Genomic DNA, 26,089 nt, shown 5'->3' on the forward strand with positions numbered 1-26,089 from the left:
CGATTACAAAGGCGCTGTTTTTTCTGCTACCCATTTGATTAAATAATTGGATGCTCAACTTTCTATTTTCCTAATTATTCGCACAAGTGGTCAAAATATCACAGTCCGCAAAAAATATTTTTCAAGCGACTGTCCTGATGTGTGTCAGGGCCGGTCCTGCGCATGCACATAACGATTAAATATACACCGCTTTCCGCTCTTTTAACGGGTATCGTAGTCCTTTCAGGCTATTCAATTCGCCCAGGAATTCATAGCATATCGACTTTTTATAATCCCGTTTTGTTGCTATATGTACAAGGGCGGCAAATGAATGTACCCGGTTATCGTAAGTTACGTCTTTCTGATGTACTTCCGTCATTCCGTAACCCGAGTTGTCCGTGGCTGTTACATCATAACTTAATTCAGCCATTATGTGATCAAAAATCATATCCACGTCACAACCGGCCAATATATGTTGTCGAATGGATTGTGTTTTTGCTGGTTCAAACTGCCAGGAAAAACCTGCTATAACGAGCATGAATCATACTTCACATTAAAGTATACTATTTTAAAGAATCTTCTTTGCTGTTTACAGGAAAGAATTCCATCAGCCGGTCTGCTCTTGTGTACTTTTCGTTCCGGGAACGGTTTCGGCAACGTTCCCGATACATCTTGTTTATTGGTTAGCAAATTTGCATACTAATTCCAACTAAATTGCTTTTAGTTGTGATAACAACGAAACCTAAAGTATATAACGATTTTGTTTATGAAAAGAACAAACTTAAACTTGCCGGGCATTTTCCGTGCCGTATTATCAACCTTACTGGTTGTTTTTCTGGCAGCAGCCTCCTATGGTCAAGACCAGACCATAAAAGGAAAGATTATCGATGAAAATGCCCTGCCTATTAGTGGCGCTACAATCCGGGTAAAGGGAACATCAATAGGCCTCCTGTCTGAGAGCGATGGCTCTTTTACTTTAAATAACGTTTCCCCGGGAAGCGTATTATTGATCAGCTATTCAGGATACCTGGAAAAAGAGGTCAATGCTGAAAGCGCCGGAATAACGTCTATTCAGCTACAAAGGGCCAATATCAGTTTGGATGAAGTCATGGTGGTTGGTTATGGTTCCCGTAAAAAAAGTGAGATTACCGGGGCCATCACGTCTGTGAAAGCCTCCGAGCTCACACAAACGCCTATTGCTAACCTGGCTCAGGGTTTACAAGGCAGGGTGCCGGGATTACAAATTACACAAAACAATGCCGCGCCGGGTGGCAGCATTAGTGTACGTCTCCGGGGTACCAATTCTATTAATGGATCGTCAGAGCCATTGTATATTGTAGATGGAGTACAAATCCAGAACTCAACAGCAAGCGGTGTTACAGGTCCTCCTACTTTAGGTAACATCAGTGGTGTAGGTGGATTTGCCAACCAGGTGAGTTCCCTTTCATTTCTGAATCCTAATGACATTGAATCGATACAGGTTTTGAAGGACGCTTCTGCAGCCGCAATCTATGGTTCACAGGCTGCCAACGGGGTAATTATCATCACCACAAAAAAAGGTAAGGCAGGATCTTCTTTGATTAACTATGACGGTTATTATGGGGTGCAAAACATCACTAAAACGATTCCTGTTCTGAATGCTGCCGAGTTTGCAAAAATCGAGAACGAAATCTATAAAACCAATCGTTTTACCCAGCCCGATTCTTTTGGAGTAGGAACCGACTGGCAGGATGTTCTTTTCAGAACAGCGTCTATCCAAAACCACCAGCTTAGCTTTTCCGGAGGTACTGATAAAACCCAGGTATTAATGGCCCTGAACTATTTTGGCCAGGAGGGTATTGTACAGAAGTCTAAATTTGACCGCTATTCTGTTCGGCTCAATATTGACCATGCTGTTAAAAGCTGGCTGAAAGTAGGAACTACGACTACGTTTTCACGCTCTGTAAATGACCGTGTACAAACCGGCTCTATCAATAACGATGGAGGGGGCCTTACCCAATCGTTGATTGGCGCTGCTTTAAGTGCACCGCCTACATTGAAGCCCTATCATACCGACGGGAGTGTATATATGTGGCGCGAGCAGCCTTATGGTTCGTTTTATAGTGAGCTGAGAAACCCGGTTCAGGGCCTGCAAACCATGGATGTGACCAGAACCAACATGTTATTAAGTAATTTCTACATAGACCTGTCCATTTTAAAGGGGCTTAAATACCGAATGAACCTAAGCGCCAATACCAATAACGCCTTAAATGATTATTATTTCCCGGCTTCTGCTTTTACTGCGGGCGAAATTTCAGTGGCAGGAGGTCTTGGTGGCTACGGCATGAAGATGAATACCAATTTTATCAGGCTGATGCACGAAAGCATTCTTACTTATGATAAAACATTTGCAGAAGATCATGCTTTCAAATTCACCGGTGTTTTCAGCGCTTTGGAAAATAATAACAATTACAATTATGCCATCGGCTATGGTTTTGCCAATGATGCTACTACGAATGAAGCATTACAGTTAGCAAGAAATTTTTCGGTCAACTCGGGCAGAACAAAAGACAACCTCATCTCTTACCTCGGGAGGATCAACTATAATTTCAGGGGTAAGTATTTTCTCGATCTGACGGCCAGGGCGGATGGCAGCAGTAAGTTTGGCGCTAACAATAAGTATGGTTTTTTCCCGGCCGCGGCTATTGCCTGGAACGTATCGCGCGAAAGCTTCCTGGCGAACCAGGAGGCCATCTCCAATTTACGTCTTAGAGCGAGTATTGGAAAAACAGGAAACCAGGCGGCTGTTGATCCTTACCAGTCGCTTGCTATTGTATCAGCCGGGAATGATTATATTTTCAACAATGCGCTTACTAAAGCTATTTTACCTGTGGGCGTACCTAATCCTGACTTAAGATGGGAGACATCTGTTCAATCAAATATAGGATTGGAGCTTGACCTGTTTGATAGCCGGCTGAATTTCGTAGCAGATGTTTATAATAAAAAGACTACAGATCTCATCTTTAAGAAAAACCTGCCGTTATCTTCCGGCTATGAAACGGTTACCGGCAACTTCGCATCCATCCTGAACAAAGGGATCGAACTATCATTAGGCGGAGACATCATCCGGTCAAATGATATCCGGTGGAACCTGAATGCCAATCTTACCATTAACCGCAATAAGTTACTGGCACTGGCGGGTGATTCTACCAGGGAAGTGGCCATTAATAACTACAATATCCTTAAAATTGGAGAACCTCTGGGCTTGTTCAAAACCTATGTATATGATGGTCAGTTCCAGGAAGGTGATGTCATCATTCCCGGTCAGCCGGTGACCGCTCCCCGCCCTGGCGCCCAGCGTGTGAAGGATGTGAATGGAGATGGTAAGATATCTGATGCGGACAGGGTTATAACCGGCAACGCCAACCCCAAGTTCATTTATGGTTTTTCCACCACGCTGAACATTTACAAGTTTGACCTGAATGCCTTTTTCTCCGGTGTGCAGGGCAACAAGATCTTCAACCTGGCCAGATGGTCACTCGAAAATCCCGTAGGCGGGCGCAATGTGCTGGCAGGACTGGCCGACAGGTGGACCACTACCAATACCGGCGGGCAATACCAGGTGGCCGTAGGAAGCCAGGGAGGCCGGCTCCCTTTATCGGATCGTTATCTTGAAGACGGATCCTTCCTGCGTTGTAAAAACATTTCATTGGGCTACACTTTTAAGCCGAAAGGGTTTAACAACATAAGGGCATATGTAAGCGGGAATAACCTGTTTACCATAACCAAGTATACCGGGTTTGATCCGGAGGTTGGCTCTTTTGGTAATTCGAATACTCAGTTTGGTGTTGACAATATTGTTTACCCTCTTTCTCGCTCTATTCTTGGTGGCGTACAAATTACTTTCTAAAAACGGCATATATGAAACGCTTTAGTTATCTTATACTATTATTAGCATCTTTTACAGCCTGTAAAAGATCACTCGATGAAAAGGCTTTTTCGGCTATTTATACACAGGACTTTTATAAAAGCGCCGGCGACGCAGAAGCTGCCATCTCGGCCGCATATGGCAGCCTTTATGTGATGTACAGCAGTGGCGCGCCCCTGTTTGCTTCAGACTGGTCGGCCGACCAAACCTTCCCCCGTAATGTGGTCGGCAGGAATAGTCTGCCCATGTTTACCTATGATGCGCCCTACTCTGTACAAACCAGTTTCGGCAGATCTAATGAATCCCCGATGGAAATATGGAAAAGAGCTTACCAGGGGATCGAAAGCGCTAACTGGGTAATCGACAAAGTACCGGCCATTACAATGGACACCGTGAGACGTAACAGCATTGTGGGAGAGGCCTATTTTCTCCGTGGGTTCTATCACTGGATGTTGACTAAAAACTTCGGTAGTATCGTTGTAAAAACGGCGCCCACCAATTCTATTGATGGCGCTTTTGTAGGAAGCAGTCCGATCAGCGAAGTGTATAACCAGATCATATCAGACCTGTCAACAGCAGAAAGGCTATTGTCCGACTACAGCGCTTCTTTTGTAAAGGGCCGTGTATCTAAGCAATCCGCACAATTACTTCATGCTAAAGCAGCCTTGTACAATGAACGATGGGATGAGGCCCAGAAGAGCGCCCAGGCTGTAATCAATTCAGGGAAATATACGCTGATGCCTTCCTTCGTTGATCTTTTTACCGCGGCAAAAAAAGACCAGGCGCGCCAGGAGGTTTTATTTGATGTGGAGCTGAACAATACGACCAACCCCATCCGGCAATCGCAGGTACATTATTTCTATGCGCCTTTAGGAGTGTCGGACTACAATAAAGGCGGCGCCGGTGGTATTTATGTATTCAGTGCCTTTTATAATTCGTTCGCCGCAAATGATGCCAGGAAGCAACTATTGGCTACCAGCTATACCAATGGCAGCGGCGTGGTAGTGCCGCAGGCAAATATTGATACAAGGCTGGCAACCAAAGACCTTGTACTGATGGGTAAATACAAAGATCCTAATTCTGTAGGTGCCTATGCCAGCAATAATCTGTACCTGTTAAGACTGGCCGATGCCTATCTGATTGCCGCAGAAGCGGAAGCACGTGCTACCGGGCCATCTACCAGTGCGTATACCAATGTAAACGCTATCAGAACAAGAGCCGGCCTGCCGAATCTTACTGAGGGCCTGGGCAAAGAGGCCTTTATTGATTCGGTGTTGGTGGAGCGATCGAAAGAGTTTTATGGAGAAGGCGACCGCTGGTATGACCTCACACGCACCGGTAAATTCCTTACCGTAATATCTACGGCTGTAAACGCAGATTACCCGGAAAGAACAGTAACGGCCAGGAATAAATACTTCCCGATACCGCAGGTAGAAATTAATGCAAACCCCAAACTGGAACAAAACCCGGATTGGAAATAAACGCTATTCAAAAATTTTGCAGATATATATTTTATGATAGAAGACAAAGGCGGTCATGCCAGAAACTTTCCCAGCCATACCGTCCACGCTGACCTGGTAATTATTGGTGGTGGTATAAGCGGTGTATGCTGTGCTATTACTGCAGCGCGTGAAGGGGTACAGGTAGCGCTGGTGCAGGACCGCCCGGTATTGGGTGGCAACGCGTCAAGCGAAGTGAGGCTTTGGATACTCGGTGCTACTTCACATATGGGTAATAACAACCGGTGGTCCCGCGAGGGTGGTGTAATGGATGAGCTGCTTGTAGAAAATATCTATCGCAATCCGGAAGGCAACCCGGTAATTTTTGACACCGTCCTTTTGGAAAAAGTAATGCAGGAGGCCAACATCCGGCTTTTCCTCAATACAGCTGTTCATGAAGTGATAAAAGGTGATAGCGATACCATACAAACGGTAAATGCATTTTGCAGCCAGAACCAGACGCTCTATACGTTTACGGCGCCCTATTTCTGTGATGCTTCGGGCGATGGCGTGGTGGCCTTTTTAGCCGGTGCTCCCTTTAGAATGGGCGCTGAATCTAAAGCAGAGTTTGGTGAAAGATTTGCCCCTTCTCAACAATATGGTGAATTGCTGGGGCATAGTATCTACTTCTACTCAAAAGATACAGGCAAACCGGTACGCTTTGTGCCGCCTTCCTTTGCGATTGCTGATATTGCGTCCATTCCCCGGTACAAAATGTTTAATGTAAAGGATCAGGGATGCAAGCTATGGTGGATTGAATATGGAGGACGGCTGGACACCGTGCACGAAACCGAAACCATCAAATGGCAGCTTTGGCAGGTAGTGTATGGTGTATGGGACTATATCAAAAATTCCGGTAACTTTCCCGAGGCGGCTGATTATACACTTGAATGGGTTGGTACCATTCCGGGTAAAAGAGAAAGCCGGCGTTTCAACGGCGATTATATGCTCATACAGCAGGACATTGTTGAACAACGGATGCATACGGACGCCGTATCTTACGGAGGATGGTCTATTGACCTTCATCCTGCCGATGGCGTATTTAGCGAACTGCCCGGTTGTAACCAATGGCATAGTAAGGGTATTTACCAGATCCCCTACCGAAGTCTGTACAGCAATAGCATCTCTAACCTGTTTCTTGCCGGGCGCATCATCAGCGCTTCACATGTGGCTTTTGGCTCTACCAGGGTAATGGCTACATCCGCCAATAGCGCGCAGGCGGTAGCTATGGCTGCCGTACTGGCTGTAAAATATGGAATATCTGCCCGGCAGGTCAATGATCACATCACGGAACTGCAGCAAAGCCTGATGAAAACAGGCCAGTTTATTCCCGGTGTAAAGGCGCGGGATGAGCAGGACCTGGTCCAGTTAGCCTGCATTACCGCCAGCAGCGAATACGAACTGAAAGCCTTATCGCAAAGCGATCAGTTGCATCACCTGGAAATAGGGATGGCGCAAATGATCCCGGCTGTTGCGGGTTTGCTTCCGGTAATGGAACTGGCTGTTGTTGCAACTGCATCTACCAGCCTTGTTGTACAACTGGCCGTATCCTCGCGCAACGGTAATTTTACGCCGGATATCGTGCTGGAAGAAAAAACACTGGCAGTAGCGGAGGGGAGCAGTACGCTAAGTTTACAATTCAACACCGATCCTGGAAGCAACGGATATATTTTTCTCATCTTCAGGAAAAACCCTCACATTAAAATCGTGTTATCTGACGAAAGGCTGACGGGGGTATTATCACTCTTCCAGGCAGAGAATAAAGCAGTATCCAATAGCGGGGTACAAACTCCTCCGGCAGATATCGGAATGGATAGCTTTGAATTTTGGACACCACAAAGAAGGCCTTCCGGCCAGAATATGGCTTTTGCATTTGCCGCTCCTGTCTACTCTTTCAGGGCAGAAAGTATAAAGAACGGTTATGCAAGGCCCTTTATCATCCCCAATGCATGGGTAGCTAAAAAAGAAGATGCAGCGCCCCGCATTACGCTGCAATGGGAAAAAACGGTCACCATCCGCACCATCCTGTTAAGCTTTGATACAGACTTCGATCATCCTATGGAATCGGTGCTTATGCAGCACCCGGAAACGGTTATGCCGTTCTGTATACGCAGCTATAAAATACTGGATGGTAAAAGCAACCTGGTACAAAAAGTTAGCGGTAATTACCAGACAAGAAATATCATTAAATTAGAAGCGCCTCTTGTAACCGACCGACTGGTTATTGAAGCAGCACATCCAAACGAACAGGTTCCGGCCGCTATTTTTGAAATCAGATGCTATTAAGACCATTATGAGTAAACTTGACTTTATAGTAATTTGCGTTTTTGCCATTTTAATGGTCATCATCGGGCTGGTGTTTACAGCTCAAAGCAGTAAAAGCTCCAAATCCTTTTTTGAGGCGGGCGGCAGTACGCCCTGGTGGATCAATGGCCTGTCCTTATTTATTTCCTATTTCTCTGCAGCAACCTTTGTAGTATGGGGGTCCATTGCCTATAAACATGGCCTGGTAGCCAATACCATACAATTTACCATGTGTTTAAGTGGCATCGTAACCGCCCTGTGGATAGCAGGCCGGTGGAAAAAAACAGGCGCCACAACAGCCGCCGAATACCTGGGCAAACGATACGGGAAATCGGCCAAACAGTACTTTAGCTATATGGTACTGTTATATAGCCTGGTTAGTACAGCAGCCATACTCTATGCAGTGGGAAAGATTGTGTATGTAGCCACCCCGTTTTCTTTAGAAACCTGTATTATCGCCATTGGCATCACGATCATTGTGTACACAACAGGCGGTGGCCTTTGGGGGGTATTGGTTACAGATGTGGTACAATTTGTAATTCTTTCGGCTGCCGTCATCATTATTATTCCTCTTTCTTTAAGTGAAGTGGGCGGTATGACGCAGTTTCTGCAAAAAACACCCGACCGGTTCTTTGACCCCGTAAATGATGAATACACATTCGGCTTTATGTGCTCCTTCTTTATATACCAGGTAGTTTATATAGCCGGCAACTGGAGCTATGTACAACGTTACACTTCCGTATCTTCTGCCAGGAATGCCAAAAAAGTAGCCTGGCTCTTCTCCGGGCTTTACCTGGTAGCGCCCATTATCTGGATGCTTCCACCGATGATCTACCGGGTCATCAACCCGGGCCTGGATGGCGCCGGAGCAGAAGGTGCTTATATGATGTTATGCCAAAAAGTATTGCCGGCCGGTTTAATAGGCCTGGTACTTTCAGGTATGATTGCTGCCACATCAAGCAAAGCAAATACAACCATTAATACCGCTGCAATCATCTTTGCGCAGGATATTTATAAAGGCGTTTTCTTTAAGCACACCTCTGATAAAAAGCAAATACTGGTAGCCCGCATTTTTACTATACTTTTCGGCGCTGCTACAGTATTTCTGGCTATTCTTGTTCCCGCTGCAGGTGGTATTGTAGAAGTAGTATTGAGCACGGCCGCTATTGCCGGTGGCAGTTTGTTTGGGCCGGTCATATTTTCATTGTTCTCCAGGCGTCAAACAGAAAGTTCCCTCATCGTTATTTCAATCGTCTCGGTTGTTGTAAGTCTTTTCTTTAAAGCACTGGCTCCTTCCCTGCTGGACATTAAACTTTCCCGGACGGTAGAAACGATCCTCGGTGTTGGCCTGCCCCTGGTACTGCTTGCTTTTTTTGAATTATATGCTGCAATAAAAGGAATAAAAGTACCTTATTTTATCACCGAAGCAGGAGAAAGCGGGCTGTCGCCGGATATTGAATCTGCAAAACAAAATATATTCGGCACCAGGGTAATTGCCTGGAGTGCGGGGTTTGTGGGCGTTGGCATCAGCCTTTTAGGATTTCTGGCCGAAAACGGAAGTGTTGCCGTTGTTGTTGGCGCAGGCATCGTCATTATTTCAGCCTTAATTTTAATCCGTCAAAAAAGGGCTGCCGCGGTGGCAGGTACCTCCTGACGGGTTTTTTTAATAAAACAGTAAGAAATGCTTCTGCTCAAAAAAGCTGATACTTTCTATTTCCTGGCCAGGCAAGTACTTTTGTCACTGTTATCTGTCTATAGCATTACGGGTACCGCTCAACCTCCTGAGCTTGTTTTTTTACGGGGCGACGAACAGGTATTGTTTAACTGGCGCTTTGGCTATAGCGAATTCCCCTTTCCATCCGGATCACCGGCCGCACAGGAGGATGCCGGAAGAGGTATCTATGGCTGGTACGATGGCACACTTTGGTCGCAGGCCTATAAGTCCTGGGATAGCAGCATCACACACGGGGTACAATTACTATTCAGGGGAGGTTCTCCTTATGCCCGGCAGGTTAAATGCATCAGTTCAATAGTTCCTTATAGCAAAGCAGGTGAACCGGTTTCCTTCCTGATCCCCTATATGTATACCATCGGCTCAGAGGAAAATATTTCTTTTGCCTTAACCGTTAAGGGAAAAACAGAGGAAACCCTGGTCTGTAAATTACAACCAAAAGCACAGGCGGCCTTTACCGGAGGTATGATAAAGGCCAACTTTATCACGCTGAAGCTATCCGAGCCAACAGGTACAAAACCCATTATAACGGCAATAGGGCTGTTGCATGTTCGCGTATATCCCACCCTGCTTAACTATGGTGATCGGATGGAATTTATTTTTAGTTCCACTACCCAACACATGGATGTAGAGTCTTCCCTGGTATTAGGTTCAATTTTCAATCATCAACCACTACCAAGCCCTTATCCGCTTCAAAACAATTACCAGCCCGCAGATATCTTTTTCCGGGAAGCCCGGCAGCATCACGCACAAAAGCTGGAGAACTGGAGAAAAACAACAGCAGCCCTATCTCAGCAATTGCAGCAAAAGGCAACCATTGAAGTGTTTTGCAGCGGGCCCGGGATGCCACGTAACAGAGGCGAACTGAGGGTAATGGCTTATTCCGGAAATCCTGTAAAAGATTTTCAATATGGGGCACCTGCACAACAGATCCCTGAAATAGCTGCAGCTGTAACAAAAGCCCTGGGCCGGCGCTTCTCCCTGTTCAGGTACCAGCACCATTATCTGCCCTGGCGCGCCGAAGATCCATCAACGTTAGACAGCACGCAAATACCTTACCTGGAACAATGGTTAACAACCGCCAATAATTTTGCGGATACGGTAATGCTCGACTTCCAGCTATCACCCGTTATCAAGCTATATAAGCAATACAGCAAAATGGGACAATCAGCGCTTCCGCCGGAAGGCATACCCGGCGCAGAGTGGAGTAAAATAACACAGGGCTATATTACTGCTTTACGATTCGCCCGGCAGGTTTGCCCCAACCTGAAGATTGTGCAAATGCCCTACGAGCTGGATAATATTGCCCATACCGAAGTGCACAGCGATGCACATTACCGGTTTTATAAATGTTTATATAAAGCGGTGGCCGTGCTTAACAAAGAGTTGCCGGCCGGTCAGCAACTTCTTGTTGCAGGATTAGGCGCCAATAACGCCAACAGCAGGTGGGACTTTATTGAGGGCTTTTTACGCCGCTATAGCCAGGATCATGATCCTGATAAGCAACTGGATTATATAACCTGGCATACGTACCTGTTCCCCGGCAATTATCCGTCGATGATGAAAGGCGTAAATGATAGCCTGCAAAAACTATTAACAAAATACAAATCAGATCAAAAACTAAAAGTGATAGTGGATGAAATGGGATTAGCAGAACCATCAACTATTGAAGACCTGAGTGATTTAAGTGGTGCGATGAAAAAAGAAGCGGCAATGGCCAGCTATTCAGCCATTTTGCAGGATTACTATGAAAAAGAAAAAGGGCCTTTTATACCCATTAGCGGGGCCGGCTGGCATTTTGCATTATTAACTTATGGGCAGCAAAACATACTTTCTGCCTACACTAAAGGTATGGTTTTAAGGAACAGACTGGGCGATATGAAGATACCTGTGAAAGCAGGTCCGCAGGATGACCAGGGATTCGGGCTTCATGCAGTAGCTACAAAAACGGATCAAAAAATAAGCATACTCGTATCCGCCGCCGCTCCTTCTATCTTTTATGAGCAGGCGGCACCGCTGGAATATAAAACAATCAATATCTCTTTAAAAAAACTGCCCGTTAGTTTTCAAAAAAAGAAACTGAGGGTCACGCAATGGTATAGCACTCCCAATGATCCTGTTTTTACCGGTATATTATCACAGGACAAATACCAGACCTTACCATTGACAAGGGGAGCCGACCGTTATACAAAAAATTTCTCGCTCGCCGAAGCAGCAACATTGAATCAAATCAACAAGACATCAACGGTGATTACCGCTTCTTCAAAAGACGATCTGTCTTTAACCGTTAACCTGGATGCCTACGGTATGAAATTGATCGAAATTGAAGCCGACACCGGAAAATAAAATGAAATGATGATCCAACCCTACAATAATAAAGAACGGTCATTTGGGATAACAGGAAAGCAAGCCCCAAAGGTGTCCTGCATCGTGCTGCTCCTGATCTGTTTAGCAACGCTGCAGGGCCAGTCACAAACATATATTGAAAACCCCGTTTACCGTATTCGTCCTGCTGCTGATTTTGAAACAAGCCCTGCATTTATCATTGAACATAAAGCTTCGCATACCCAAAGGCGGTTAACTCCGACCCTGCAGCTCATTTATGCAGCCCTGCAGCCTAAAATTACTAGTACCTTAATGGATGGTCAACCGGGCATTGTACAATGGGAAACGGCGCAAGGCAGCACAACCGATATCGGGGAATTAGGATCGGAACAGCGGGTAGCCTCATCCTACAGGGTCGGCAAAAACCAGATCGAATTTCTTTTTAAGCCAACGCCGCGGGCAAACGTTTCGCTGGTGGTTAAGCTGCTGCCGCAACAAACGGAACCCATACTAACCATGTCGATGACAGCCCGGATGCCTGGGCATTATTCCTTAGGATTTACCGGTATGCCGAAGATAGATACTTCCGACATCGACTTCGTATACCAGCCTTTAACCTGGACCTGGAAGCGGTTCCCCACAAAATTTGCTTTAACCGAGGAGGCATTTGCCAATACAGCGGCGGTGTTTACCAACCATCATCATATCACGGAGGGGCTTGCCGTGTCTCCTGCAGCTATCCCCTACCGGTATGCACTGTCTGCCCAATGGAACAATTCCGGAGATCCTAAAAATGCTTTCTGGTCTGTGTTTCCTTCCAATGGCCCCAAAGGTAACAGCCTGTTTGGCATGGCGATCAGGAATCCTGAGGGTAAGGCACAACCCAGGATCTACGCACCGCTCCCGGGTACAATGCCTTCCGCTATGCAGCAGGGGCAAAACTACCGGTGCTCTTTAGTATACTTCCTTTACCCGGGAAACTGGCAGGATGGTGTGGCCCGGCTACTGCCTTCTGTATTTAAGTATAAGAATGAACGGGAAAATGCCACCACCTCTTTAAATGGAACCATCAACAATATGCTGCAATTTGCAATGAACGATCTTTATAGCGGATGGAATGCTGAACTCAAGGCCTCCAACTACCAGTTTGATGTTCCGGGCACCGTAAAAAATGTTTCTGCGTTGCACCCGCTAAGTATTGCGCTGGTGACCGGCGACCCCGATATATTAAAAAGAAGGGCGATCCCAATGATCGAATATGTAATGAGCCGGGAGAAGTTCCTGTACACCACGAGCGATACACCGCACCAGGCGCAGGCGCCATCCCGTTTGCTAAACGGGCCCTGCGTGGATATTGGCGAGTTGGCCGGGCTGAACGAACTGACCCATCATCAAACGCCGGCCTTTATACAGGAGGCCTCCCGCATTTTTGGTGTAAGCCGTAAGCTAAATATGAATACGGAAACAGGCGGCGGCAGCTGGCAGGATTACCTTGCCCGGTTCCGCATGCTTCATGATTCCGGCGATCTGAAAAAAGCTGTTCAGGGAGCGAATGCATACCTGGCATTAGTTTACGACCAGTATTCGCATACATTTTTTGACAGCCCCGGGCTCAGAGACAAAGGCGCAGGCTTTACTACCGACTATGGTCTCCGCATTTATGATTTACTGGAGTTATACGAGCAGACAAAAATTGCGCGGTACCTGCAGGCAGCTACAGCCGGAGCCCAACAGTTCCTGCTCTGGACAAGAAGCACTCCCTTACCTCCCGCCGGAAATATCATTGTAAATAAAGGAGGCTCTGTACCAGGTATCTTTCCGGGGAGAAGGACCAGCGGTATTGAAGGCGCTGGTTTTGTACCCATGAATGTGGTCAGTGATGTAAAACAGGAAATGATACCAGCCTGGAGAACGTCGTTAAACGGTCTTGTTCCCGAAGCACCCAACACCTATGCCTTTGGCCCGGTTATGCTGGCCCATCATGCGGCCTGGTTGCTGCGATTAGCAAAATACACCGGAGATACACTGTTGAGGAATGCGGCATACAATAGTGTTATAGGCAGATACGCCAACTTTCCGGGTTACTACTTTACCTCGCTGCATACAAATGTATACCAGCAGGCCGGCTACTCCAATCATCCCTATGAGCAGGTGAAGTACAACGCCATTTTTTATAACCACGTGTGGCCGCACCTGGCCTTGCTTTTCGACTTCCTGGTAAGCGACTTTTATTACCGCTCTAAGGGAGCCATTGACTTTCCCGCAACCTATGCGCCGGGCTACGCATTTTTGACCAGTAACGTTTACGGTGCCAAAACAGGTGAAATGATGGGGCATAAAAATATAAGGCTCTGGATGCCACGCAACGCGCTGCAATCTGATGGTATTGCCTGTAATTATTTAATGGGATACAATAAGGAAGGGCTTTTTATAGCCTTTGCCAATACTTCAAAAACAAGCATAAAAGAAACGTTTCAGCTCAATTCTGAAGTCATCGCCTACAACCGGCAGCACCGGTATGCGATCCTCCGGCAAGGTTCCCAAACAAAGCAAACCAGCATTATGAAAGATGGAAAATTCATGATAACAGTGCCCGCCAATGGGCTGGTGTGTATACAAATAGCCGGGCTGGGCAAAGACCCCGGCACCCTTCATTCCAACCAGCCTGTGCCACAAAACAGATTTATCCGGTATGCCGCAGTATCAGATAGCCAGGCTAAAGCTACCGCAATGATTATTCAGCCAACAAACCAGGTGGCGGTATTTTATTTGTACAGCAATCAGACAGAAAAGAACTGGAGGCAATGCCGTTTGCGTTATCGCATCAACAACGAACAAAACTGGATCTCCAAAACAGATTACAGCTATCCATTTGAATTTGATGTGGAACTGCCACGGGTTTCCGATGTAATCAGCTTTGAGCTGACAGGTACCGATCAAAAAGGGAATGCAGTAACATTCCCTGTACAACAAATTAATAAGCCATAAGCGCATGAACAAACAATTTCAAACCTCCTGTTACTGGTTCTTCCTGTTGTTTTTTTTGCCCGCATGTGCCGGTTCATCCTGGTCTGCAAAAACAACCTCTCCCCAAAAGATCACGATCTTAGGGTTGGGCGACTCTATAACGGAAGGCGGCCCGGGATTTGACAGCTATCTTTTTCCGCTGGATTCTATGCTAAAAGCAGCAGGATACCCAGTAGTTTTTACCGGTCCCAGGCAAACGACCCGCAATAACAAAACGCTACACCATGCCGGGTTTAGCGGCAAAACCGCCGAATACATTGCCAAGCAAATAGACAGTATCTATACAGCTTTTCCGGCAGATATCGTATTGCTGCACTCCGGTCACAATCACTTTGCGGAGGAGCAGCCCGTTAAAGGGATTATTGCTGCTCAAAATAAGATCATTGATGTTATTACGCAAAAGAATCCTGACGCGATCATTTTTGTGGCAGCTGTTATTACCAGCGGCAAGCTTCCGAAGTATTCTTATATACCCCGGCTTAACAGGGAAATAAAAAACATGGTAATATCCCGGCGTAATTCCCGTATTATATTCGTTAATCAGCAAAAGGACTGGGACTGGACCCGGTATACGATATCGGACAACGTACATCCCAATGCCGCCGGAGCGATCCACATTGCAAAAAACTGGTTTACCGCCATCAAAAAACACAAAAACTGATATGAATAAGTTGAACATGATCCTTGCAGCTTTTATATGCTTTTCAGGTATCAGTATTTCCTCTTTTGCCCAAACAGACTCTTTGCTGCCTGCCCGGGAAATGACGGTCAGGGCTGGGTTGCCCAATTTTTATAAAAAGCTGAAAGCAGGAAAACCAGTAAAGATCGCCTTCCTGGGCGGAAGCATCACCAGGGCCGGTAACGGCTACCGCGACCAGCTATTAAAATCCATACGTGAACAAAATCCATCCAACACAATTACAGAGATCATGGCCGCGGTAAGTGGAACCGGTTCCGATTTTGGCGCCTGCCGTGTAGACGATCATGTGATCCGACATCATCCCGACCTTCTTTTTGTGGAGTTTGCGGTAAATGATAATAAAATGCTTATGAAGCTGGTAAGAGAAACCATGGAGGGCATCGTTCGCAAAACATGGAAGGCAAATGCAGCCACAGATATTTGTTTTATCTATACTTTTTCCAGTGAAAATCTTTCTACGCTGCAAAAAGGATTATTTCCTCCTTCGGTATCCGCAATGGAAGCCGTAGCCGGGCATTACGGAATACCCAGTATTCATATGGGCCTGACGGTGGTAGACGAGATCAGCAAAGGCCGCATGCTGATCATGGGCAAAAAAGATGAAACGGATAGCAGGCCATTATTTTCTTATGATGGCGTACACCCGCTGCCAGAAACCGGGCACCGTGTTTATACCAGCGTTCTTTTAAAAAACCTGGGAAGATTGGCTACTTCCGGCAAAGCGGGCAAACATAGGCTCCGGATACCTTTGGAAGCGAAAAACTGGAGCGATGCCGGGATGTTATCCCTTGGAAAAAATGTTCAATTCTCGGGGCATTGGGCAACCACAGATTCCGTAACTAAAGGAAAAGAATACTACTCCCTCCTTCCCCAGGTATATGTAACAAACGACACCAATGCGGTTATCATTGCAACATTTAACGGTACCCGATTTGGTATGGCCGATATTATGGGACCCGGAACTGCGGCCGTTGAAATTACCATCGACAATCAACCTCCAAAAATTATTGACCGGTTTGATGCTTTCAGTACGTACTATCGGTTAAACTTTTTCATAATCCCGGGATTATCCCCCGGCAAGCATACCGCCAAAATAAGACTGGTTAAAGGACGGTTGAATAAGGCCGGGATCTTAAAAACAAGAAACAACAATATTAAAGACTGGAGCCCTTATAAAAACGAGGTTCTTTATGCAGGAGCTCTTTTATACTAATTATCTATATACGACCATTGTTATGATGAATCGCAGATCTGTATTTCGAATTTTTGTAATTACATGCTGTATGACCTGTATGGCTATGCCCTATACAAAGGCCCAATCTTACCAGGCCAATTGGGCTTCATTAGATCAGCGCTCAACTCCGCAATGGTTCAGGGATGCCAAGTTTGGGATATTTATACACTGGGGCATTTAATTTTAACGGGGGAGGTATAACCAGTAACACTTGTTCTGTACCAAAATTATCGTTAATTTAGGGAACTACTGATTATCGATGATCAAGTGCATAAAATGTAACGAAGTAAGCGGCATTTCCAAATCTGGTAAACTAAGAGGGAGGCAACGTTATCATTGCCGCCACTGTGATTATTATTTTACAATTCCCCGGCATGAAGTTGGTAATACCGATAATAATAATAATAATCCAAGGCATCATGCGACTATTATAGATATTGCCCGTCAACTAAAAATCTCAAAGTCTACAGTATCAAGGGCACTCAGGAACAGCATTGATATAAAAAAGGAAACCAGGGAAGCCGTCTTATCGCTGGCTAAAGAACTCAACTACGTACCTAATCATTTTGCTTCGGCGCTTGTAAAAAAGAAAAGCCATTCTATTGGCATTGTGGTTCCTGAACTGATCACGAACTTCTTTCCACAGTTTATTATTGCAGCACAAAATGCTGCTGCCCTTGCGGGTTATGAGGTGGTTATCTGTCATTCCAATGAATGTTATAGTAATGAAGTAGATATTATCAAGAGGCTTTTTGCCTACCAGGTCGATGGTATACTATTATCCGTAACAAGCGAAACAAAAAACCTGGATCACTTAACTGCCTTTTCGCGCGCAGGCATTCCTGTTATATTATTTAATCGTGTTCTTAATAAACCGGGCCTGCCCAAAGTATTGGTTGACGATCATGACGGAGCTTTTACTGGTGTAGAACATTTAATAAAAAACGGCTATTATAAAATAGCACATATTGCCGGTCCGCAACATTTACAAATAAGCAAAAACCGGTTAAGAGGGTATGTAGATGCTTTGCATAAACACAATTTAACGTTTAACCCGGAATGGGTTTTCTATCATGACCTGAGCGATGAGGGCGCAAAAAAATGTGCCGTGCAATTGCTCGATCAGAAAGAAAGGCCCGATGCTGTTTTTGCAGTGAATGATCCCGCTGCAATCCAGGTAATAATTGAAGCAAAGAAAAGAGCGATTAAAATAGGCCGGGGGCTGGGCATTGTGGGCTTTAGTAACGATTCCCGTTCCGCGATAATCGACCCTCCGCTGACAACGCTCGAACAGCCTATTGGAAAGATGGCAGAGTCCTGCATTCATTTGCTGACCAGTAAAATTAGCAATCCGGCATTTATTATTCCTTCTTCAACTGTTTTAAAAACCCAGCTGATTCAGCGGGCTTCTTCCTCAAAGGACAGGCACTCAAAAAGCTAAAGTAATCCCTGGCCGGAGTTTTTTCCGAAGGTAGTTCCGGGTCCGATAGTGATGGTCAATAACAATACCTGGAATTGACTATAGTAACAAAATAGTCAATGGTAGCTTTTTCTATTACAGATTTGAGAAAATGCCAGCCGTAAGTCCACAAGGGCTATGATAAAAATATTTGTTGCTGAGCTTTTTATCATCGGGGCAGCACTTCGTTACCAGGTACATCACTGCGGTTTTAACCGGAGCTATTTTGCGGGAGTGCAAGCGTTCAAAGGGTTTGAGCATAAAAACCGTATGGGACAGGATGAAAATTTCTTGTTCGTCATTAATTGCCAGTTGTCTGAGAGTAAGCCTTTCCATTTTCAAAATTGGACAAGGTGCAAAAGTTCTATTTAACATGCTGTGGTATTAGAATCTACGGTGATTATAGCCCGGGCGGGTACTTCAAACAGCCCGGCATGTTATACTTTTTTCTTTCATGAATAACGCATTTGTTATCTGTGGCTTAACACAACTGAAAACTGGAAATAACAGGAAGCGCGGTTCCTCCCGAGCTTTTACGGGCCCAATATGATCCGTAAACAGGAGGATTTTCCCATCCGTCAATATCACATAATCCTCGTGTGGCAAAGGGTTTCGATTTTTTATTGGTTTTAACAATAACCTGTTAAGCGGTTGAGAGTATGAAAGCAAGTTCCCCAGTGAAAATTACGGACCAAACGGAAGCAATGCCCGCTGTACCTGTTATCATTCATTGAATGTGGTTTAAAAAAGAAAAAATATTCTTTTCAAATACGGCTACTTAACGTTGTTCTTTTAAGGACCAACCGGTTTTTAACCCTACAATGAAAACTACCAGTAACAACTCTCCCACAGCAAGTATGGCATCACCCGGAACACGCAGCCATCTTAACACCTGCATTATATCGGTATGCATAAATTCAGCGGAGCGGGCATACCAGTATCCTTCCTGTATGGAAGCTACCGCCTGCATGATACCGATGGGCAGCATGCTAACGGTTACCATCACTAATAACCCGATATTGATCAGCCAGAAGGCCCATCCGATTAACCGGTCATTCCATTGCCGCTCGGGGTATAATCCCCGCAGGACGAATAGCATCAGCCCCATTCCCAGAATGCCATATACACCGAAAAGTGCCGCATGACCGTGAACAGCTGTAGTATTTAAGCCCTGTATGTAATAGAGCGCTATCGGCGGATTGATCGCAAAGCCAAAGATACCTGCTCCCAGGAAATTCCAGAAGGACATTGCTATAAAGCAGTAAATAGGCCACTTATATGCTTTAATCCATTTGGTGGATTTGCTAAGCTGGTAATTTTGATAGGCTTCATATCCGATCAGTACTAGTGGCACAATTTCCAGAGCGCTAAAGGTGGCACCTAATGCTAAAACCGCAGTGGGGGTAGCGCTAAAATACAAATGATGAAAAGTGCCCACAATGCCCCCTGAAAGAAAAATGATTGTTGAAAAAAGCACGGCTGTTGTTGCAGTTTTGAGCCTCAACAGCCCCAGCCGGGTAAACAGAAATGCAGCCACAACCGTAGCAAATACTTCAAAAAAGCCTTCAACCCAAAGATGGACCACCCACCAGCGCCAGTATTCTGCAATGGCCATATTTGTTTGCTGCCCGTACATTAAGCCTGCACCGTAGAACAAAGCAATAGCAACAGATGATAGAACGAACAATAGTAGTAAATGCCGGTCCCCGTCTTTTCTTTTTAATGCCGGAAGTAATGCCCGTATCATAAGGATCAGCCACAGAACCAGGCCAATCAATAAAAGGATCTGCCATACCCGTCCCAGCTCAACATATTCATATCCCTGATGCCCCCAAAGAAAGTTTTCTGTCAGTCCCAGCTTTTGCATCACGCCCAGCCATTGGCCTGCTAACGACCCCAACACCACGATCAGCAAAGCAATAAACAGGATATTTACCCCCAGCTTCTGGAATTTAGGCTCATGCCCGGAAACGGCCGGGGCAATATACAGCCCGGTTGCCAGCCAGGAAGTTGCAATCCAGAATATTGCCAGCTGCACATGCCAGCTCCTGGAAACGGCCTGGGGCAATACCTTATCCAGGGGTATCCCATAAAAAGCGCTCCCCTCCACACCATAGTGGGCGGTAATGACACCGGAAAGCATTTGTATTAAAATAAGAAAAGCAACGATCCAGATATATTTTAAAGTAGCCCTCATAGAAGGAGTCGGCTTCATATTACGCAGTGGATCTTCCTTCGGCATCTGTTCACTTATTTCCTCTTCTTTATTTCTTGCATGATAGAATACCAGCAGCCCTACACAGGTCAGCAGCAGTAATACGCTGAATCCTGACCATAAGTGTAAGGATGGAGACGGAATATTCCCTATAAGCTCATCGTGGGGCCAGTTATTGGTATAGGTCACTTTACTACCCGGACGTTCCGTAATACAAACCCAGGAGGCCCAGGCGAAAAAAGCACTCATCTTGGCCATACGGGCCGTGTCCTTTACGGTATTTTCAGCAATTGCGTACTGGTTGCGGAGCTGGGCCATTTGGGGGTCATTCATGAACAGGCTGGCATAGTACCGGCCAAGGGCATTATATACGCGCGCTCTTTCAGCGCTAAATGAAATCTCATTCTTGGACTCGTCGAACGTATTTGTCCGAAGTGCTGACTTTAAACGTACCAGATAGCGCGCCTGTTCTTCATCGCTAAGATCCTTATAGACCCTGCCCTCTTTTTTTGCCAGTTCTTCCAGTAAAAGAAGGGATTCCCGGTGAAGATAGTCCGCCGTCCAATCGGGTGCTATATAGGCGCCATGTCCCCAAACACTGCCAACAGTTTGTCCGCCAATTGATTGCCATACGTTTTGACCCTCCCTGATATCCTGGCCTGTTGCCAAAACGGTACCATCTGTGGATACAATCCGCTCTGGAACAGGAGGCGCTGTTCTATAGATTTCGGTTCCAAAAAAGATGAGAATCGTAAAAGAACCAATAATAACAGCAGCTAATCCCATCCAGAGTTTTTTGGGCGTCATGGCATTTGAATTTTTATATGATGAACTTAATATCTTTTCTTCCCAGAGAACCAGGCATCATTTCACATAAATGGGTGCAAACTATTTATAGTCAAACCACGTATTTGCAACCTTTAACAAATTCAGCACGAGTACAACCGCTCGGAATGTTTAACATCAATATAAGGCTTGTATAAGAGCGAACGATCCTCTTCACCCTTTGTTAATTCCGTTTACAGGGTACTAAGTTAAAAAAAAGATATAACATCCGTTGTATTTGTGGGGCGTATTCCTGGTTGGCTTATTGATAAGGCAGTCAGCACAGTCCTGTTGTTCAGGGTCCGGCAAAGGCCCCTTGCCCTGTAAGTATTTCCTGTTGCTTTCTTCTGATGTCAAAGTCATTGCAATGAATATTCGCCGGGAGCTTTAGCGCGCAGATGAGTGTACAAGACAACGATACAGCGCATTGAAGGAAAAAGATGCTATGCCGGTCCCTTCACCCTTTTCCGCTTTTAATGGGCCCGATGTATCTTTTTGCAATGACGAGGTTGGAAAATTTGATATGATGGGAGGCCCCTTCGGGCGTGGTATCGTCGTAAAACTCGATCCAGATATAATTGAGATTTAATTTTTCATTGGTTCTCCAGCGAAATCCCTCAAAGGGCGGGCCTGTTTTGTCGTTCATCCAGGAATCGGCCAGCCACTTCCCGTTTGGAAAACCGGGGCCCCAATGCCCCACTACCGCGCCATCCTGCCAAACCTGCAGCTCCCCGTTTGATGCGGTTGCGGGGTGGTTGAGGCGGATCATCAGTTCCACGCACATCCATTGATCCCAGGGAATCTTTTTCGACTGCGGGCTGCCGTTTATCATATCATTGCCATAGCATTTGCCCCGGGCGCCTGCCCGCATATCGCCCCAGTAAAGATAGGTGTCCATATCATCCAGGGGGCCAACGGGTTCATAGGCTATGGAAATCCGCTGATCTCCAAGCGCGCAGGTACCGGCCCGGGGATTAGGATACCGGGTGGCGGGGCGATAGCCGCCGATCCAAACCGATTCATGGTGAATGTATCCTTTCGAACCGGAGGGGTATTTCACATAATACCTTATGTAGAGGACACTATCGAACCCCGGGTCAAACATCCGGAATAAATGCCCTCCGTCGTTTTTTCCTCCCTGGTTGGTCATTTTAAGAGCAATGCAGCCTTTGGCCGGAACATCAACGCTATCCAGGCTCATTCCTCCGCTGTTGACAACATCGGTATACCGGGCCAGTATATTGGACATACCATCGCTGAATTTTTCTGCATAAAGTACATCGGGATCCTGCTCAATACCCCTGTCATTAGGATATTGTGCCGCCAGGGAGCCGCCGGGGTAGTGCCGGGCAGGCCCGTGCGGCGGTTTGAAGCCGGCAATAGCGGCCAGGACCACCAGGGTGCAGGTAAGTTGTTTCACTGTCATAAATAGGGATAGAACGTTCCGACGGAGTTCGGTACCCGGTCTGCTAAATATACATAAAATTCAGGGGTTGATGATAAAGCAAAACAGCAGCTTGAAGATAAGCGTTTTCGTTCCTGCCGTAATTTTTAAGCCGGGTCCGTAACGGGCTCCCGCAGCTAACCATCATCCGCTTGCAGGTGGGCGCTGTCTTTAAAATACGTCTTGTTTTCTTCTTCTGCAAAAGCTGATCTGCCTCCTAACACTTTGTTTTAAAAAGTTTTATGTATATTAGCGATGGATTTAAACCTCTGACCGGAATGATTGTTGCCAATTGCCGCCTGAATGAGACGATGTGCTTAGGGAGCCTCTTTACTGTAGTTGCCTGTTCAACCCCTTTAAAAAATGTTCAAAAAACAATCTTTTTAGCGGATGGTCAATGTTGTTTGAATATTGATGTGCGGAACATTTATTTTAAAACCCTCAAAAATAAACCACAATGTCTTCAAGCTTTCAAAATCCCAGGAACCCTCTTGCCGCCTTATGGGCCTCCGCCACCGAATCGTACCTGCGCAGGCAACATCCCGATCTCAGCATCCGGGAGATCCGGCAACTGCCCTTCATGCAGGGCGTATTTGAACACCTGGACCAGTTGAAACAAAAAAAACGGGTGCCAAAACCACCGGACCAGGCAGCTGCAAAAGAAACGGGCAATGCGCTGAGTATCGCCCGGGCGGCGTATTATTCCCAGGCGTTCTTTGATGTTGCAGTAACCGGTGCTGCGTACAAAGAAAATTCCCGGGATGAAATATATGAGCTGTATATAGCGGGTCTGGAACTCTGTCATAGTGTGGACAATACCGTAGATTTTAGTACCGATGACTTGATCGGTTTTGCATTGTGCGTGCTGGTATATATCTGGATGCTGGGTGGCCCGGAAAATTTGAGCAGGCTCGAAGAAGCCCTGCTCAACAGCCTTCTGAACTCGTCCAAACTAACACAGGAGCAGCGGGATAAGGTCCAGGCTTTCTGGGATCAGCCTCACTACGGCCTTACCGAAATGCAGTACCGGGATGCAGGGGACTCCGCCTATAAAAATTATGGCGTTATCAACTGGCGGATCCCGGATAATGCACAGATCGTGATGATCGGGGACTGGGGCACTTCGATGGACGATGCCCGGGAGTTTTTAAAAGCCCTCTGGAAACAAGCCTACCGGCAATACCCGGGGCGCAAGATCGTTTTCCTGCACCTCGGCGATATCTACTATTGCGGATTACCCTATGAATGTTATTATAACTTCCAGGATGTATTTGCCCGGGTGAGTGCGGAGCTGCAGCAGGACCGGGATATCGATCCCAATAAATTTGATCCGCACCCTCCCATCTTTACCATACCCGGCAATCATGAATACTATTCCTATGGGTATGGATATTTCGAGTTACTCGATAATTTAAAACAGGGGCAACAATGCAGTTTCTTTTGCCTGCGTACCGAAAACAATCACTGGCAGTTCCTGGGTATGGACACCGGCCAGGCCGATGGAAACGGACTGCTGTCCTTCCTGCAAAGTTTTAGCGATTTTGTAAAAAGCACGGTCCTGGACAAATTACCCCACTGGAACTGGGTTACCTGGGTTTCCAACCTGGTAGTAACCACCTACGAAGATTTTGTGGGGCCTTTTGAACCCGAATTGCGCAATAATGAACTCAAATGGATCAAGGACCGGTTAAACGAATTCGGCGGCAAGACGATCATGCTCTCGCATCACCAGCTGTTTTCCCGCAAGGCGATGATCGATCACAAATCCCCGCAATACCAGAATACCTGGCTGGATGCTCATTTTAGTCCCTACTTTAAAGACCAGATTGCCGCCTGGTACTGGGGGCACGAACATGCTTTTGCCGTGTACTACGATGGCCTGCTGGGGTTGAATAAAGGGCGCCTGCTGGGCAGCAGCAGCTACGAGGTAACGGACAAAGCAGACGATCCCTATGAAAAAAATTATCCCATGGTGGCGTTTGCTCCCAATATGAATGAGCATCTTGTTGACCAAACAGGTAGTGATGAAAAGAAAAAACTGTATTCCCATGTGGGGGCCATTATGTCGTTAAAAGATACGGAGATCGACGTAAAGTACTACCAGTTCCCGGCATGGTCACAGCTGGTTGAAATGCCTGCCAATGCGCAATTGAAGGAAATTCCGCAGGTGGCCGAAACCATTAAACCGGCTCCGTTTATGAACCTTAAACCCTACTGGATAGGAAATGTACCTGTTAAAGAGAAGGTGGTGGTCACCAACCATAGTCCTGCGGTGGCCGTGTGGAACGAGACCTTATACATGGTATATGTAAATGGAAACGACCTGGACGATGGGCTGAGCCTGTGCTCCGTAAAGATCAGTGACATTCATTTAGAAAATAAACGACTGAAGGCGAACTGGAACGGACCGCAATCGATCCAGGCCGGGGGCCGCAAAATTACCACCGGGCATTCGCCGGCCATAATTGCGGTCAACAGCATCCTCTATTTATTCTATATTGATAAAAACAGTACCCTGCAGGGAATATCCAGGGCGGTAAATGGCAGCGAGTGGACATCATTAAATGTAGGTGGACAAGCAACAGGCGATGCGGCCCCTGTTGTCTGCTTCTTCCAGGGCCGGATCTACCTGGTGTACCGGGAGAAGGGATCCAAGAACAACCTTTGCTGGGCATACTACGATTTGAACCCGGGTTCGATGGGTGACTGGAAGGATTTTGGAAGGCTCCAGGACACGAAGGGCGCTGTGCTGGAATCGCCCAATACACCGGCGCTTGCGGCCGACGCCTATCATCTGTATATGACCTACCGGAAAAAAGACGGTACGGTCATAAAATGGGCCGTAGGCACGCCCTCCGGGCCTGCGCCGGACCGGTATCACAATAATATTTCCTGGCAACAGATGGGGACTATTGATGAGAAGCACTATACTGAAAGCGGGATGGGTTTAGCATATGCCAGCGGCGCTTTCATCATGGTGTACACCTCATCGAACGGCAACTTAACACAGTGTGCGCTGAGCGGCACCGGAAAAGACAGCCTGGGAACCTGGATCGGAGGCAATACCGTAAGACCTGCCACAGAATATACAAAAGACGGAACGATTAAAACGGATACCGCCCGGAGTAAATTTGTGGCCCAGATCGGGATCACCGTTGGCGGAGGGGTACTGGTTTACCGCGGGCTGGACAAGGACGAGATCTATTGGGCATACTATTAAAAAATGGAAAAGCATCTCATGAGCAATTGCGGTGCTTTTTCTTTTCCATTTGTGTTTAAATGGCCATGTTAGTTTGAGAACCAGCTGTTTATAGGGGTCGCGTTTTGCGGCCCCTTATGTTTTCCCGGGGGATACCCGGCAAGAAGAATCAAAAGGCATTTAACAGGATCAAACGCCTGATTTCCCGCGGATCTTCATTCTTTTCCCGATTGTCCTTTA

At 46.4% G+C, this 26,089-nt stretch carries 15 protein-coding genes; 11 read left to right on the forward strand and 4 right to left on the reverse strand.

All coding sequences use genetic code 11. From position 1 onward, the window contains the following. Window positions 1-175: 175 nt before the first annotated feature. A complete protein-coding gene (locus BLS44_RS19605; protein ID WP_090391928.1) occupies window positions 176-409 on the reverse strand; it encodes a hypothetical protein in 234 nt (77 codons plus the stop codon). A 336-nt stretch (window positions 410-745) separates the two neighbouring features. Here BLS44_RS19605 and BLS44_RS19610 point away from each other — a divergent pair, with 336 nt between their 5' ends. The 10 genes from BLS44_RS19610 (at window position 746) to BLS44_RS19655 (ending at window position 18,148) form a co-directional block, all read left to right on the forward strand. After that, the gene (locus BLS44_RS19610; RefSeq protein ID WP_090391929.1) at window positions 746-3,868 is read left to right on the forward strand and encodes a SusC/RagA family TonB-linked outer membrane protein; all 3,123 of its coding nucleotides are present in this window, start codon (window positions 746-748) and stop codon (window positions 3,866-3,868) included. An 11-nt stretch (window positions 3,869-3,879) separates the two neighbouring features. Continuing rightward, window positions 3,880-5,367, forward strand: coding sequence for a RagB/SusD family nutrient uptake outer membrane protein (locus BLS44_RS19615; protein WP_090391930.1), 1,488 nt, complete (start codon window positions 3,880-3,882; stop codon window positions 5,365-5,367). 33 nt (window positions 5,368-5,400) lie between these two features. Next, window positions 5,401-7,671, forward strand: a complete 2,271-nt coding sequence (locus tag BLS44_RS19620) for an FAD-dependent oxidoreductase (RefSeq protein WP_090391931.1) — start codon at window positions 5,401-5,403, stop codon at window positions 7,669-7,671. A gap of 7 nt (window positions 7,672-7,678) precedes the next feature. Further along, a complete protein-coding gene (locus tag BLS44_RS19625) occupies window positions 7,679-9,343 on the forward strand; it encodes a sodium:solute symporter family protein (RefSeq protein ID WP_090391932.1) in 1,665 nt (554 codons plus the stop codon). A gap of 27 nt (window positions 9,344-9,370) precedes the next feature. Next, window positions 9,371-11,767, forward strand: a complete 2,397-nt coding sequence (locus BLS44_RS19630) for a hypothetical protein (protein WP_090391933.1) — start codon at window positions 9,371-9,373, stop codon at window positions 11,765-11,767. A gap of 6 nt (window positions 11,768-11,773) precedes the next feature. After that, window positions 11,774-14,734, forward strand: a complete 2,961-nt coding sequence (locus BLS44_RS19635) for a hypothetical protein (protein ID WP_090391934.1) — start codon at window positions 11,774-11,776, stop codon at window positions 14,732-14,734. Between the two features lie 4 nt (window positions 14,735-14,738). Then, window positions 14,739-15,434 (forward strand): GDSL-type esterase/lipase family protein, encoded by a 696-nt coding sequence (locus BLS44_RS19640; RefSeq protein WP_090391935.1) that lies wholly within the window; start codon window positions 14,739-14,741, stop codon window positions 15,432-15,434. Window position 15,435: 1 nt separating this feature from the next. Next, window positions 15,436-16,686 (forward strand): SGNH/GDSL hydrolase family protein, encoded by a 1,251-nt coding sequence (locus tag BLS44_RS19645; RefSeq protein ID WP_090391936.1) that lies wholly within the window; start codon window positions 15,436-15,438, stop codon window positions 16,684-16,686. 85 nt (window positions 16,687-16,771) lie between these two features. Next, window positions 16,772-16,888 carry an alpha-L-fucosidase gene (locus tag BLS44_RS19650; RefSeq protein WP_245729299.1) on the forward strand — a complete coding sequence of 39 codons (117 nt, stop codon included), beginning with the start codon at window positions 16,772-16,774 and terminating at the stop codon, window positions 16,886-16,888. 78 nt (window positions 16,889-16,966) lie between these two features. Beyond that, window positions 16,967-18,148: a LacI family DNA-binding transcriptional regulator gene (locus BLS44_RS19655; RefSeq protein ID WP_090391938.1), complete on the forward strand. Its 1,182-nt coding sequence runs from the start codon at window positions 16,967-16,969 to the stop codon at window positions 18,146-18,148. A 114-nt stretch (window positions 18,149-18,262) separates the two neighbouring features. Here the strand turns inward: BLS44_RS19655 and BLS44_RS26655 are convergent, their stop codons facing one another. The 3 genes from BLS44_RS26655 to BLS44_RS19670 all read right to left on the reverse strand — a co-directional run bounded on the left by BLS44_RS26655 (window position 18,263) and on the right by BLS44_RS19670 (window position 22,632). After that, complete coding sequence (locus tag BLS44_RS26655; protein WP_176954493.1) at window positions 18,263-18,541, reverse strand: cyclin family protein; 279 nt, start codon at window positions 18,539-18,541, stop codon at window positions 18,263-18,265. A gap of 403 nt (window positions 18,542-18,944) precedes the next feature. Continuing rightward, a complete protein-coding gene (locus BLS44_RS19665) occupies window positions 18,945-21,188 on the reverse strand; it encodes a nitric-oxide reductase large subunit (protein WP_090391939.1) in 2,244 nt (747 codons plus the stop codon). A 475-nt stretch (window positions 21,189-21,663) separates the two neighbouring features. After that, complete coding sequence (locus BLS44_RS19670; RefSeq protein WP_143019858.1) at window positions 21,664-22,632, reverse strand: hypothetical protein; 969 nt, start codon at window positions 22,630-22,632, stop codon at window positions 21,664-21,666. A 475-nt stretch (window positions 22,633-23,107) separates the two neighbouring features. On the opposite strand from BLS44_RS19670, the gene BLS44_RS19675 reads away from it, so the two are divergent. Continuing rightward, window positions 23,108-25,870 (forward strand): metallophosphoesterase family protein, encoded by a 2,763-nt coding sequence (locus BLS44_RS19675; protein WP_090391941.1) that lies wholly within the window; start codon window positions 23,108-23,110, stop codon window positions 25,868-25,870. The last annotated feature ends 219 nt before the right edge of the window (window positions 25,871-26,089 follow it).

Origin of the sequence: Niabella drilacis (assembly GCF_900101395.1) — a bacterium.
GTDB classification, from domain to species: Bacteria; Bacteroidota; Bacteroidia; order Chitinophagales; family Chitinophagaceae; genus Niabella; species Niabella drilacis.

What these genes read in the sequence shown, in the direction of transcription:
- BLS44_RS19605 (WP_090391928.1), bottom strand. Translation starts at nt 409, where the DNA reads ATGGCTGAATTAAGTTATGATGTAACAGCCACGGACAACTCGGGTTAC.
- BLS44_RS19610 (WP_090391929.1), top strand. Translation starts at nt 746, where the DNA reads ATGAAAAGAACAAACTTAAACTTGCCGGGCATTTTCCGTGCCGTATTA.
- BLS44_RS19615 (WP_090391930.1), top strand. Translation starts at nt 3,880, where the DNA reads ATGAAACGCTTTAGTTATCTTATACTATTATTAGCATCTTTTACAGCC.
- BLS44_RS19620 (WP_090391931.1), top strand. Translation starts at nt 5,401, where the DNA reads ATGATAGAAGACAAAGGCGGTCATGCCAGAAACTTTCCCAGCCATACC.
- BLS44_RS19625 (WP_090391932.1), top strand. Translation starts at nt 7,679, where the DNA reads ATGAGTAAACTTGACTTTATAGTAATTTGCGTTTTTGCCATTTTAATG.
- BLS44_RS19630 (WP_090391933.1), top strand. Translation starts at nt 9,371, where the DNA reads ATGCTTCTGCTCAAAAAAGCTGATACTTTCTATTTCCTGGCCAGGCAA.
- BLS44_RS19635 (WP_090391934.1), top strand. Translation starts at nt 11,774, where the DNA reads ATGATGATCCAACCCTACAATAATAAAGAACGGTCATTTGGGATAACA.
- BLS44_RS19640 (WP_090391935.1), top strand. Translation starts at nt 14,739, where the DNA reads ATGAACAAACAATTTCAAACCTCCTGTTACTGGTTCTTCCTGTTGTTT.
- BLS44_RS19645 (WP_090391936.1), top strand. Translation starts at nt 15,436, where the DNA reads ATGAATAAGTTGAACATGATCCTTGCAGCTTTTATATGCTTTTCAGGT.
- BLS44_RS19650 (WP_245729299.1), top strand. Translation starts at nt 16,772, where the DNA reads ATGCCCTATACAAAGGCCCAATCTTACCAGGCCAATTGGGCTTCATTA.
- BLS44_RS19655 (WP_090391938.1), top strand. Translation starts at nt 16,967, where the DNA reads ATGATCAAGTGCATAAAATGTAACGAAGTAAGCGGCATTTCCAAATCT.
- BLS44_RS26655 (WP_176954493.1), bottom strand. Translation starts at nt 18,541, where the DNA reads ATGTTAAATAGAACTTTTGCACCTTGTCCAATTTTGAAAATGGAAAGG.
- BLS44_RS19665 (WP_090391939.1), bottom strand. Translation starts at nt 21,188, where the DNA reads ATGACGCCCAAAAAACTCTGGATGGGATTAGCTGCTGTTATTATTGGT.
- BLS44_RS19670 (WP_143019858.1), bottom strand. Translation starts at nt 22,632, where the DNA reads ATGACAGTGAAACAACTTACCTGCACCCTGGTGGTCCTGGCCGCTATT.
- BLS44_RS19675 (WP_090391941.1), top strand. Translation starts at nt 23,108, where the DNA reads ATGTCTTCAAGCTTTCAAAATCCCAGGAACCCTCTTGCCGCCTTATGG.